Genomic DNA, 12,765 nt, shown 5'->3' on the forward strand with positions numbered 1-12,765 from the left:
CTCTCAAAATCCATGGCGGTCCTCACGCCCCCGTAATTTGGCGCTTTTTTTGTGCCTGCGCGCACCTGCGCGTCGGGCGCCTACGCCTCAATGGCCGGGCCAGAGACACGCTATAGAAGACCCGAAAGGGGAAGGCGTGACGCGGTTCCCATGGATCCGAGAGTGCCCCCGGCCACCATTTTTGGTGGTCACCGACTCTAAATTCCATGGAGGTCACATGACCACTTCCAACTCTCTTACCTTCCAAGACACCCCGTTTGATGTTGTCTGCCGAAGCGGCCAACCGTGGCTCCGCTCGGGCGACATTGCACGCGCCCTCGGCTATGCCCGCGAGGACTCTGTTGCCCGTATCTACGAACGCAACAAGGACGAATTCACCGACAACATGACCTTGACCGTCAATTTGACGGTCAAGGGTTTCGGCAACGGCGAATCCGAGAAAGAGGTCCGCATTTTCTCGCTGCGCGGCACCCACCTCATCGCCATGTTTGCACGCACGCCGGTCGCCAAAGCGTTCCGGCGCTGGGTGCTCGATGTACTCGACCAAGTCAGCCACGACTTGGCGCAGGCGGCGCCAGCCGACAGCTCGCGGATGTTCACCGCCACCCGCGAGGCTATCGTCAAACGCCTCGGCTTTGTACATGACGTGCTGGCCGGTCAATATCGCAGCGAATTCTGGACCCTGCTTGAGGAAGAAGTATGCCGCGAGTTCAGCGCGGCATCGCTGGACGAAATGACCGAAGGACAGGGCAAGCGAGCGCTCGAGTGGGTCAGCCGCATCGGCACCAACGAACTTTCGCGCCGCGTGGAGGCCCGGCTCGAAAGCAAGCGAACCCAGTTAGCCCGGCAAGGGGACTGCCTGCCGGCCACGCCGACCCAATCCGAGCGGCTGGCCAACCTGCCCGAGGGGCGCTACCTGGTAGTGGTCGGCCGGGACGGCAAGCTGATTGGCGCGCAGAACATTGAAAGCTGCAATGTGGTGGACGCGAACGTCGTTGAGCTGGTCTGCAGGGACTCCCAGGCCGCGGCCGACCTGCTGAATGAGATGGCACGCCGGCTCCGCGTGCTCGACGGCGCCGAGTCTGTGCGCCGGCTTGACCAGCCGCTGATTCCGCAGCTTTGATCTGTCACCACAGGAGAACAAGATGGGATTTTTTGACCAGCTCTCGGCTTATATCTGGGCCTTCTTCGGCACCGGTTTCTTGATCGCCTTTATCATCGCCTTCGGGGCACTGGTGGCCGATATGATGGGGCGCAGCATCCTCTACGCTTTCCTGGCTGCCGGCGTTGTGCTCGCCGGCTTGCTACTACTCAAGGAGGGCGGCGATCTGCTGTGGGCTGCGCTCAGCGATGAAAAGCAGATCGCGCTGCTGGCCAGCGGCGCGAAGGAAGAGCTCCTGGCCTCGATTGTGAAAACCCGCCTGGTCGGCGCAGTGTTCGGGGCGGTGTTTGGTATGGGGCTGTGGATGAAATACGGCGAGGGCGCCTAAAGTAAGAAGCCGGCCACATGGCCGGCTTTTTCACTGCTTAGCAGACTTAGACTGTGCCAAGGGGGCACTCGCATCGGCTGCCTGTGTTTGAGTCATGTTCTGAATTGCTTCACGCATCAACTTTTCCGGCCCCTTTGCAGCAAGCCAGATCAGACCGGTACCAGCCAGGGTTACGAGCGAGGCGACAATTCCTGCGGCGACATTTTCCCAAACAACCTTATAGAAAGGTTTCTTTATGGCCTGCAGGACATCACTCTGGTGATTCTGCTGACCTTGAAGAACCTTTCCTTCCGACGCCAAGACCGCTTGAACCAGTGCATCCTGCTGCATGTTCTGCCTGAGCTGCTCAACTTTGTCGCTGAGAGCGTAGTCCAGAAACTCATCCAACAGTGCGATTGCCTGCTCGCGATAAGCCGCAACCTGTGACGCCATATTACTGACACAATGAAATTGTTTCAGCTCTTCCGGCGTGGGCTCGCGGCCGTCATTTTCTTTCTGAAAATGCTCAACCCACTCGATTTTTTGCTTTTTGTATAAAGCATACGCAACCATCCCCACGAAGTCCGAAGAATCCGGGGGGACTAGCTGACGGAAGATGTGGTTATATTGACTGGCCATGCTGCGAGAATAGCATGCAGCATGGAACAATGCATCTAGATGGCCTTAGCCAGACTACGTTGAGCGGCATCGAACGCCTGGTTGAGTTCTGCGGCAGTCGAACGGGTATCACCAAGGACACGGCTGACAACAGGCGCGCTTTTTTGGAGGGTGCTTGTGTCACCGCGGTTCATGGCTTCGTTCGCACGCAACACCTGATCTCGGGTGAAGTTGTGTTTCACAAACGGTTTCATGATCCTGTCCGTTACGAAAAATCGAACGATTCTACTCTACATATCATAGGGCGACAAGAAATCCAGCCAAGTGGCTGGAGCTAAAAGTCATGAGAGTGAGAACCAATGATTGTTCTTGTAGTTCCCTGCACCGCAGGGAGTGATTGTTTTGTACACCAAATTTTTGCGGTTAGTAAAGCAGCATTTTTATTGGATGTGTTTTTTTTGATGCCGAAATTGCAGTGCAAAATTCATGGTCGATCTTACCGCACACTCACCACAGAATTCAGCTGACCGGCCTCAGCACCCGTAAGAGCTGACCGGCACCACCTTCCTCTTCCAGCGCGTCTTGCGCCTCAGCCGCGGTCGGCCAGCCCCATGCATCGCTCTCCGCCTCAACATACCCCATACCATCCTCCAGAGGATGCAGGTAGCCATCAGGCGTTTTGACGACCCAGAGCTTTCGCTTAACCGTAGACGCTTTCCGAGACTCCTGCTTTGGCATAACGTCAGCCCCCGCCAGATTGGCGGCGGCCGGCTTGTGATGAAGTGAAGCCGGGCGAAGTTGGGTGTACCGGCGCAGCATGTTCCAGTTCTTGTGCCCAGTAACCAAGGCCACCTCTTCAATGCTGTACCCAGCCTCAAAAAGCAGCGACGCGCCCTCGTGGCGAAGGTCATGGAAGCGCAAGTCCCCGAGGCCGAGCGCTTCCGCCCCGCGCTGAAATACCGCACTCACCGTAATCGGATCATACGGAAAAATAAGATCATCAGAATGAGACTCGAGCTGCTCCAAGACAATCGCCCAGGACTCACCCAGAAGTGGGATCACCTGGTCATTACCTGCCTTGTTTCGCGGGTCCTTCCGATCACGAACGATGACGGTCCTAGCCTCATGGTCAACATCGGCGCGGCGGATCCGGCAAATCTCCTCGCGGCGCATGGCAATGGCCACGGCAAACCGGAACACCGGCGCCATCCTGATCGCCTTAGCCCGGCTCGCATCATATGCCTGGAACCAAGCGAGCAGCCGCTGATATTCGCCCCCAACCAAACGACGATCGCGCGAACCGCCCTGCCCAACAAGGCCAAGATGGCGCAGCATCGGCTTAGCATCATCGACGGCGACCGTCGACACCATCACACCCCAGGCCGTGCGCGCCAGCTCCAGCACTTGGCGCAGGTAGCCCACATACTGAGTGAGCGTGGCAGGGCCGTTGCCATAGAGCTGCTGGCGCTCGCGGCAGTATTCCAACACGTCTTGAGCCGACAACTCGCCGGCCGGGCGCTTGCCTAGCTTCGAGTCGCGGAGAGTTTCCAGCACATTGCGCTTGGTCGCCCCCAGCGGTTTCACCGGCTCAACGTACTGGAAATATCGCTCGATCAGATCGCTTACCAATACCCCCCGCAACGAATCGCGTTCCTTGAACCGCAACAGACCTGCGTCGTCCTGGACGTCGACCTCCAGCCTTTTCGCCCAGTCCTCAGCCAACTTTTTGGAAGCGAATGTCCGGGATTTATTGAGGATCAGCTTGCCGTCTACCTTCTTGCGAACAGTAGCGCGCCACTTCCCGTTGACGGGTATAATCGTTGCCATGGTGCTACACCGAGTATCACTTGAGTGCTTTTCGTAGCACTAGCGTATCACCTGACAGCCAAAAACGCACAGAAAACCCCAAAAAAGCACGGCAATATCGCAGTTGCCGAAGCCTCAAAAAGCCTTACAAAACCAAGCAATCCAGCAAAATAAAGCCTTAGCAAGAAACCCGGAAACCCGATAGTTAAATGGATATAACGGCCCCCTCCTAAGGGGCAGTTACAGGTTCGATTCCTGTCGGGGGCGCCACCTCTGCTTGCAAAGCAGCAAGCGCCGCAGATCAAAAAAGCCGCGACCGGCAAACGGCGCGGCTTTTTTGCGCCCTATTCAGCGCCCTAACCGGCTTAGTCATTGCCACGCCGGCTTCACCCGGTGAAGACCGGCCGCATCTTCAAGAACCCGCTGCGGCAAAGTACGGTGTGCTGGCCGATGGCGTCGAGAAGACCATCCACGGCCGCCGCCAGGGCCACCTAACCGCCATCATCCTGCCGCGACTGGAAAAGCTCGGCCTCTACGCCGCACCGGACATCCAGCCCTAAACCACCCGTTCCTCCCCTCGACAGCCTGCCTGGTATGGGCGGTCCCCCATTCCACCGCTCAAACTGCAAAACAGTAGAGTCCTTTTACACACCAGACATAACATCGACAAACCAAGTCCAGCTAAAACGGCCGGAAATCGCCGGTTTCCGCGCCATTGGGTAGGGGAGTAGGTAAAAAAATTCCGTGGATTGCCCCCGATTCATGAGCTAAGTCATTGATTGTTTAGCAGAACCCATCCACTGTTTACCCTCCAAAATCTACGGTTTCCCCTCACACTTCCACGGTTTGCCCCATTTCTTCCACATCGGGGTTTTACCCCTTTACGGCCTCTAAGTACTTCTTCTTATTTAAAAAACAAAGAGATAGAGATAAAAAGCCATGAAAAAGGAAGACAGGGGCCATCCACGGTTTCGGAGCGCTGCTTAAAAATTAATCCACGGGTTTGCCAGCGGAAGTCGTGGAAATGGTGGATTCGCCCTTCCCTTCATGGCATTGATTTTATTGAAGTTTATGCGGCATCTACGGAATCGGGGGGATAGACCGTGGACAACACCGTGGATGAAAAGCCGTTACAGGACAAAGATTTAGGGGCTGATCCACGGTTTCGGGGGGAATTTAGGTGTGTGTGCCTGGCTGAGACTCGGCAAAAATAGGGGTATCACTTGGCCAACGGCTGCGGGCTGTGATCATTGTCGATGAATGATGTGTGACTGCTATTCGGCCAAAGCTGCCTGTCGATAGCATCGATATCATTGGCAGCTAGTTGCAGCAAAGCCGACATTAAAGAATATCGTCGCGTGCTTTCCGGCACGACACATAATGCGCTCACAGGCTATCCAGCGGACCGCCTACTCCCCGGCCTCCCTTGTCCAATACATGGGTATAAATCATCGTGGTGCTGACATCCGCGTGGCCCAGTAGCTCCTGCACCGTGCGAATATCGTAGCCAGATTCAAGCAGATGGAAGGCAAAGCTGTGGCGTAGCGTATGCGGTGTGGCCAGCTTGGCAATCCCGGCAGCAGTTACCGCCCGCTTCATCGCTCGCTGCAGTAGCTTTTCATCCTGATGGTGCCGCCGTTGTGCGCCAGCGCGCGGGTCGCTCACATAGCCAGTGGTGACAAACACATATTGCCAACCCCATTCCTGCCCGGCATGCGGGTATTTTCATGCCAGCGCATCGGGTAAAAACACATCAGCCATGCCGGCCTGCAAGTCTGCCTCATGGATGGCGCGCCGCCGCTGCAGATAGGTCTGTAGTGGTGCCACCAGGCTCTGGGACAACATTGTCACTCTGTCTTTCGCCCCCTTGCCATCGCGGATCAGAATTTCGCCACGCCCGAAGTCGATGTCTTTGACCCGCAGGCGCATGCACTCCATCAGCCGCATGCAGGTGCCGTATAGCAAACGCAGCTGCAGCGCGTACAGCCCATCGACCTGCGCCAACAGTGCCGCGACCTCCTGTCACGTCAGAACGACTGGCAGATGCCTGGACGGCCAGGCCCAAACAACTTCATCTAGTCAGGGCAAGTTCAGCATCAGCACATCACGATCGAGAAACAGAAGCGCAGCCAATGCCTAATTTTGCGTGGATGCAGACACCTGACCTTCAACGGCCAGATGGGTGAGAAAGCTACTGACCTCCGCAGCCCCCCATCTCGCGAGGGTGCTGATGATGGTGAAAGCGCAAAAAGCGCCGTACTCAATTGACGTATTGCTGCTCGGTGCGCAGGCTGTAATGTCTGACTCGCAGCGTCTCGCGCAACACATCGAGCAAACGTGGCGAGGCGGTCCCATCTGGCTGTGTACTTTCAGGCATTGGCAACCCCAGTGGCTTGTAAAACAATGAGAAATGCACATATCATACCTAGTTATACACATAGACAAACCAAATATACACCTGCAAAGGTGTATATTTCACGCTAGACTCCATGACCAAATCATACTCCGCCGAAATCCTAGAAGCCCAGCAGCGAACCATCCGTTTCGGCCTCACATGCCCAGAAATCTCATCCACGTGCGAGCGCCTTCTCACGCCGGAACGCCACGAACAATTTCCCTACGCGGTTCGTGATGCCGTTGGAGATCTTGGCCTGGAAGCCGTTGTAGCCCAATGCTTATCCCTTCATTGGCGTCTCAAGGAACCACTGGAAGAATTCTTTGGCGTGCCAATCCTATACACCATCGGATATGTGCACACCCCGCCAAGCTATATGTTCAGGCAATCGGAATCCGATCTTTTGCGGCTTCTTCAAACGGGAATCCAGGGGCCACAGCTAAACATACATGCGTGGCTTACTCTGCCAAGCGCAGAGATTATTGATTTGTCCTTGCCAACCAGCTTTGCGGTGGTAAATAAGATGAAAGATGGGCTTGGTGGAGTAATAGCCGCCCACGCGGACGAACTCAATCATGGGCTTCGCTACCATCCAATGCTTCTCGGTGAAGACTACCTAAGAAGAATTGGTGCGCTGGTAGAGTTCAATACATATGGCATTTAGCCCTGCGCTCAACCGGACCTGCGCAAAAAGCCGCGCAGGCCGGTTAGCTCCACGTTAGATTTTTCGAATCTCTATGGTTGCTCCGCCATGACAACAAGCCCGCAAGTATTTATTTCGTATTCCCATGACAGTGATGAGCATAAAGAATGGGTATATAAAATCGCATGCAAACTAATCGAAAGTGGTGTTGAAACACTTCTTGATCAATGGGATTTGCAACTAGGTTCCAACCTCATGCGATTCATGGAGGCTGGCCTAACAAACTCAGACAGAGTCCTAGTTATTTGCACCGACAACTACAACAAAAAGTCCAACGGAGGTTTAGGCGGCGTTGGTTATGAAAAAAACATTCTTACCGCGGAGCTGTTTGCCGACCAAGACACCACGAAATTTATTCCATGCATCAAGAACGTATCAGAGAAAGTTAAAACACCAATTTGCTTAGGCGGTCGAACATATATAGATTTTTCGGACGAAGAAAAATTTGAAGAAAATTTCAAAAACTTGCTCCATGAGCTTTATGGCATACCCTTAAAGCCGAAGCCCACCCTAGGGAAAAACCCACTAATTCCATCCTCCGAGGAAGTGAAGGCTCCTTCGCTGCGCGGCGAAAGTAGCACTGTATTCTTTAGTCGTCGCTTCAGTAGCGCGTTCCCAGGAATTCGCGGAATCCAATGGTTTAAAAAACCGGAAGAGGCAGTGGAGCGACTTTGTTTATTGATGCGAGAACCCATTGTTTTTTCAGATGGTCAGCCGATATGGTGGTGGCGAACAGGGGATTTACAAATTGATTCGTTTACGGCTATCGCCTCAGATACTGTTCAGCTAGATTACCAAGAGCTTGTAATTGAAGAAATTGCAGCCGTTAATGCAGGCGACTACTACCAACAGTTTGTATACATCAAGACAACCCCCTCTGCGCCATCTGGTCTTTATGATCATTCCATCATTGAAAAACAGGTTAATTATTGGGGGTATGCACGCGAGGAATTTGCCGTGTTTCATGGAACACCAATTACTCGTTCCGAATATGATGACGATGCGGCAGTTATTGAAGGAAAGGTTGTCGACCTTAACGGCGAGGCCGAGCTGGTGGTCAAGTACTTAACTCCTTACAACCTTATAATTGCTCCGTTCGATTCGCCAATAAACAACAACCGTTTTGATAGAGTTCGAGTAGAGATTCTGAACGGAATTCTCAAGGGCGAATGCACAGTGGAGGATCTCGCGGCAGCGGTTCTAAAACTACCAAAACGCGAGCGTTATTAAAATCTAACATGGCGCTCAACCCCGTTCCCTTTGGTCGCAGGACGCTGCGCGATAAAGCCGAGCAGCGCCGGTTAGCTCTACGTTATGCCTTCTGCAATCAACATTCATCTACATAGAGCAAGGAGAGAGAAATGGCAGACCCAAGAGCATTCATTAGCTTCGACTTTGACCACAATGAAACCGAGAAAAATTTATTCGTAGGCCAAGCAAAGAATTCAAAGACCCCGTTCTCAATTCAGGACTGGTCGGCAAAATCGGCAATGCCCCAGTCACAGTGGGAATCTATAGTTAAAGACAAGATCAACAAATGCAACATGCTGATCGTCTTGGTCGGAAAAACCATGGCGAGCGCTACTGGCGTTGCCAAGGAAATAAAAATGGCAAAAGACCAAGATGTTCCCGTCTTTGGTGTTTATGTTGATGGCGCAAATACTTCTAGCAACTTACCTGATGGACTTCAGCGCATTATAACTATCAGCTGGGACTGGGAAAAAATCGCTTCCGCTGTCGATCAAATGATGACGGAAGAGAAGAATAAAAAGTGAGAAAAGCACTCGTTGTCGGAATTGACTACTACACAAATGTTTCGCCGCTCTATGGCTGCGTAAATGATTCATTCGCTGTCAAAGCCATGCTTGATCGGCACGCGGATGGCTCGGTGAATTTTGGTGTGAAGCATCTGACTGCCACAGGCCCAACTGACCCAGTTGGACGTGACGAACTTCGACAGGCCATCGAAACCCTTTTTGCAGGGGATGGTGAAGTTTCACTACTGTATTTCGCAGGCCATGGCCACATCGAAACAACAGGAGGCTACCTTTGCTCTTCGGACGTGAAGACTGGAAACGATGGCGTGCCATTGGCCGAAATCATGACCATGGCAAATCAATCGAAGATTCAAAACCGGGTGATCATTCTTGATAGCTGTTACAGCGGTGTAGCTGGAGGCAACGCGTTGCAGCAAAAGGTTGCCGAGATCAGCGATGGGGTGACCATTCTTACTGCCTCTACCGCGGAACAATATGCAACAGAGGAAAATGGTGCCGGCGTCTTTACCAGCTTACTGGTAGATGCGCTCGGCGGCGCTGCCGCAAACCTTGTAGGAGACGTAACACCTGGCGGTGTCTATGCGCATGTTGATCAGTCGCTTGGGCCGTGGGCACAAAGACCAGTCTTCAAAACAAATGTCACACGATTTGTCTCCTTGAGGAAAGTTCAGCCGCCATTAGAGCTCGCGGAGCTTCGTCGGATTTCAGAGTTTTTCCCGGCTTCCGGCTTTCAATTCCAACTTGACCCAAGCTATGAGCCTGAGAGGCATGAGTCTTGGGCCACAAATCCGCAAGGTATTCCCGCTCCGAACCCTGATCACAACGCGATTTTCAAAATCCTTCAGAGGTACAACCGCGTGGGGCTTGCGGTTCCTGAAAACGCGCCGCATATGTGGCACGTTGCGATGGAAAGCAAGACTATTCGTCTAACCGCGCTTGGAGAGCACTACCGACGCTTAGCAGCAAAGGGGCTCATATAAAACACCCACCTTGCCAGCGAAAATGGCATAACAAGTCGTTCCAGCGGGCTGGTAAAAAGCTGCGCTTTTCACCAGCCGCTGAACTCCAACGTTAGTGTCCGCTTTTTCATGAGGGCACCGACTGCTTAGGGTCAGGAGCGGACTGCCCAGCCAAGTGCCCTCAGTGTCCGCTTCGGCCGAAAAGGAGCCCTAGCCACACTGGTATCGAATGGCTCTTTGGGCCAGAAGTCGTCACTCAACCATGCAAAATTCTTTCCAGGGGGCACATACGGGGGCACCACTAAAAAAACCAACAATAAATATCAAATAAAAACAGATTGTTAAAATGTAAACTCAATCCCTGTCGGGGCGCCACCTCTGCTTGCAAAGCAGCAAGCGCCGCAGATCAAAAAAAGCCGCGACCGGCCAACGGTGCGGCATTTTTTACGCCATGTCCTCCCCCTCAGCGCCGTCCGGCGCGATCCGGCCGCCCGCGCACAGCCCGGCCAGTTCGGTCCTCACGAATTGGTGCACCGGATCGTCGTTCACCCTGGGATGCCATAACAACTCCACATCGATCCGCAAGCTCGGCTCGTCTATCTGCGCGCGCGCCATGCCCGCCTGATGCCGGCCGACGATGGCGCAGACCACGGAGGGCAGCACCGCCACCGCCGGCACCGCCACCAGTATCGGCGGGATGGCCAGCAGGCTGGCGGCGCGCGCCAGGACGCGGCGCTGCAAGCCGCGCAGTTGCAGGTAATGGTCTATCAGGCTGAGCGCTTCGCCGATGTAAGAGGTGTAGACATGCGGCCAGGCCGCCACTTCCTCCGCGCCCACCACGGCCGGCAATTGCAGCTGTTCGCGGTGATAGAGGCAGGCGAAGCCGCTGCGCAGCAGGGTCTGGCGTTCCAGCCGGGGCGTGGGGAAGGGAAAGTAGCCGACGGCGTAATCAATCTGCGCCGACTCCAGCGCCGCCAGCGCCTGAGCGGCGGACAAGGCCGCCACATCCACGCTCAGGCCCGGCGCCCGCTCGCGGCAAGCCCCGAGCAAACCGGGCAGCAAGGCGGCTTCCAGCGCGTCCGGCAAGGCCAGCCGCACCGTTCTTTCCACTGTTTCCAGGTCCACGGGCCGCTGCCGGAACAGGCGCTCGCCGGCGCCCAGCCAGGCTTCCAATTCAGGCAGCAAGGCCTCGGCGAACGGGGTGGGCATCATGCGCTGGCCGTGCCGGTACAGCAAGGCGTCCTGCAACTGCTCCCGCAGCTGCTTGAGCAGATGGCTGACCGCCGGCTGCCCCAGGCACAGCAGCCGCGCGCTCTGGCTGACGCTGCGCGTGCTCAGCAGCGTGTGCAAGGCCACCATATTGTTGAGATCCAGGCGGCGCAGCCAGACCGCATCTATATCAGTCATTTCGATAAATGCCATGTAAACAATCGATTTTATTGAATTATAGCCGGCTCCGATAATGGGGACACCCTCCCGAGTCCCGAGCCCATGAACGCCGAACGCACGCAAGCCACGCCCTGGTATCTGATTTCCATCATGCTGATCGCCTGTCTGGAGTTCTTCCAGAACGGCCTGCTCAACTTCGCCTCCAGCCAGGTGATGGGCGGCGTGGGCGCCGCGCCGGAGGAGTTCAGCTATGCGGCCATGGCTTACGCCAGCGCCGCCGTTCTGGTGCTGTTGCAGCACGAATGGCTGAGCCGCCGTCTGGGCATGCGGCGTTATATCCGCCTGTCCATCATCGTGTTCGGCGTTGGCGCGCTGACCTGCGGTTTCGCCAATGGTCCCAGCCAGCTGATACTGGGCCGGGCGCTGCAAGGCCTGGGCGGAGCAGCCTTCTTCACCGCGGCGCGGGTGGAGGTGAACGCGCTGACGGACAAGAGCAAGATGCTGGGCCTGCTCTGTTTCGGCTATGCGCTGATGCTGGGCTCCGCCAGCGGCCCGCTGCTGGGCGCGGAACTGATCAGCCGCCAGGACTGGCGCTGGATTTTCTTCGCCGTGCTGCCGGCGCTGGCGCTGGCCTGGCCGGCCACCCGGCTGCTGAGCCAGCGGGCGGAACCGGCCCATCCGCATACCCAGGGCTCGCGCGCCTTCCTATGCATGATTGTCGGCGTGCTGGCGCTGCAATGGCTGATTCAACAGCTGCCCTACGATTTCTTCTCCCGGCCCGAATGGCTGCTGGCCATCCTCGCGCTGGCCTTGCTGGCCGGCTGGGGCTGGCAATACCACCGCCAGCGGCGCCCGCTGCGCAAGAAAGCCCTGCTCCAGCTGCGCTACCTGGCCGGCCTGGGCTTTTACAGCTGCTGCTATCTGCTGGTTTCCGCCAACAGCTACATCCTGCCGGTGATGGCGCAGCAGGCGCTGGGCTTTGACCTGCCGACGACCGGGCGCTTGCTGTCGGTGAGCTTTGTCGCCGGCATCCTGTTTTCCACGCTCTACGCCTTTTTATTGCTCAAGCGCCGGGCGCGCGGCGTGCGCGCCATGATGGCGGCGGCCTGCTGCCTGCTGCTGCTCTACGGCGTGTTGATGTCCGGCCTCAATCAAAACGCGCCGGCCAGCCTGATCGTAAGCATCCTGATCTGCAACGGCGGCTTCATGTCCCTGTTCATCATGGCGGTGGCGCAGGCCACCTTCAGCCATATCGATCAACCCGACTTCGCCCGCGCCTACCAGACCAAGAACATCGTCCGTCAGCTGTCGCTGTCCATGGGGGTGGCCGCCAGTACAGTGTTTCTGCAAGCGCGCAACGCCTTGCACTACCAGCGCCTGTCCGAGGGCTTCAGCGTGCTCAACCCGGCGTTCAACGCCGCGCTGGACCAATTGCAGCAAGCCTTGCCGGAGCTGAGCGCCAAACAAAGAATGGCCGTGCTGGCGGGGCAACTGACGCAGCAATCGCAATTGCTGTCCTGCCTGGATTTCTTCCGGCTGGAATGCGTGATGGCCATAGGTCTTATAGTGATAGTGCTGTGGCAGCAAAGCCTGGGCCGGCAAGACTCCGGCCCGGCCGCATCCAAGCCTTTATGAGCAAGGAGATCCA

Annotated in this window: 11 protein-coding genes, 1 tRNA gene and 1 pseudogene; 8 read left to right on the top strand and 5 right to left on the bottom strand. The window is 55.9% G+C overall.

Features of this window, described 5'->3' with window-relative positions; all coding sequences use genetic code 11:
* Positions 1-217: 217 nt before the first annotated feature.
* Both JC616_RS20795 and JC616_RS20800 read left to right on the top strand, forming a co-directional pair.
* Positions 218-1,123, top strand: coding sequence for a BRO-N domain-containing protein (locus tag JC616_RS20795; protein WP_227105208.1), 906 nt, complete (start codon positions 218-220; stop codon positions 1,121-1,123).
* Positions 1,124-1,145: 22 nt separating this feature from the next.
* Positions 1,146-1,490 carry a hypothetical protein gene (locus JC616_RS20800; protein WP_227105210.1) on the top strand — a complete coding sequence of 115 codons (345 nt, stop codon included), beginning with the start codon at positions 1,146-1,148 and terminating at the stop codon, positions 1,488-1,490.
* A 30-nt stretch (positions 1,491-1,520) separates the two neighbouring features.
* Here the strand turns inward: JC616_RS20800 and JC616_RS20805 are convergent, their stop codons facing one another.
* The 3 genes from JC616_RS20805 to JC616_RS20815 all read right to left on the bottom strand — a co-directional run bounded on the left by JC616_RS20805 (position 1,521) and on the right by JC616_RS20815 (position 3,914).
* Complete coding sequence (locus JC616_RS20805) at positions 1,521-2,108, bottom strand: hypothetical protein (RefSeq protein WP_166454033.1); 588 nt, start codon at positions 2,106-2,108, stop codon at positions 1,521-1,523.
* 35 nt (positions 2,109-2,143) lie between these two features.
* Positions 2,144-2,341, bottom strand: a complete 198-nt coding sequence (locus JC616_RS20810) for a hypothetical protein (RefSeq protein ID WP_166454032.1) — start codon at positions 2,339-2,341, stop codon at positions 2,144-2,146.
* Between the two features lie 265 nt (positions 2,342-2,606).
* A complete protein-coding gene (locus tag JC616_RS20815; protein ID WP_227105212.1) occupies positions 2,607-3,914 on the bottom strand; it encodes a tyrosine-type recombinase/integrase in 1,308 nt (435 codons plus the stop codon).
* Positions 3,915-4,096: 182 nt separating this feature from the next.
* Here JC616_RS20815 and JC616_RS20820 point away from each other — a divergent pair.
* Positions 4,097-4,163: transfer RNA gene (locus tag JC616_RS20820), tRNA-Arg, on the top strand.
* Between the two features lie 1,116 nt (positions 4,164-5,279).
* On the opposite strand, the pseudogene JC616_RS24635 reads toward JC616_RS20820, so the two are convergent.
* Positions 5,280-5,897 (bottom strand): annotated as a pseudogene (locus tag JC616_RS24635) (integron integrase).
* Between the two features lie 485 nt (positions 5,898-6,382).
* Here JC616_RS24635 and JC616_RS20830 point away from each other — a divergent pair.
* The 4 genes from JC616_RS20830 to JC616_RS20845 all read left to right on the top strand — a co-directional run bounded on the left by JC616_RS20830 (position 6,383) and on the right by JC616_RS20845 (position 9,749).
* Positions 6,383-6,952, top strand: coding sequence for a hypothetical protein (locus JC616_RS20830; protein WP_227105214.1), 570 nt, complete (start codon positions 6,383-6,385; stop codon positions 6,950-6,952).
* Between the two features lie 87 nt (positions 6,953-7,039).
* Positions 7,040-8,221, top strand: a complete 1,182-nt coding sequence (locus JC616_RS20835; protein WP_227105215.1) for a toll/interleukin-1 receptor domain-containing protein — start codon at positions 7,040-7,042, stop codon at positions 8,219-8,221.
* 131 nt (positions 8,222-8,352) lie between these two features.
* On the top strand, positions 8,353-8,766 hold the full coding sequence (locus JC616_RS20840; protein ID WP_227105217.1) for a TIR domain-containing protein: 414 nt from the start codon (positions 8,353-8,355) through the stop codon (positions 8,764-8,766).
* Complete coding sequence (locus tag JC616_RS20845) at positions 8,763-9,749, top strand: caspase family protein (RefSeq protein ID WP_227105219.1); 987 nt, start codon at positions 8,763-8,765, stop codon at positions 9,747-9,749. Before JC616_RS20840 ends, JC616_RS20845 begins: the two co-directional genes overlap by 4 nt.
* Positions 9,750-10,172: 423 nt before the next feature.
* Here the strand turns inward: JC616_RS20845 and JC616_RS20850 are convergent, their stop codons facing one another.
* Positions 10,173-11,135 (bottom strand): LysR family transcriptional regulator, encoded by a 963-nt coding sequence (locus tag JC616_RS20850; RefSeq protein ID WP_227105221.1) that lies wholly within the window; start codon positions 11,133-11,135, stop codon positions 10,173-10,175.
* 84 nt (positions 11,136-11,219) lie between these two features.
* Between JC616_RS20850 and JC616_RS20855 the strand changes: the two genes are divergently transcribed.
* A complete protein-coding gene (locus tag JC616_RS20855) occupies positions 11,220-12,752 on the top strand; it encodes an MFS transporter (RefSeq protein WP_227105223.1) in 1,533 nt (510 codons plus the stop codon).
* Positions 12,753-12,765 lie beyond the last annotated feature (13 nt).

Origin of the sequence: Chromobacterium rhizoryzae, assembly GCF_020544465.1 — a bacterium.
GTDB lineage: Bacteria > Pseudomonadota > Gammaproteobacteria > Burkholderiales > Chromobacteriaceae > Chromobacterium.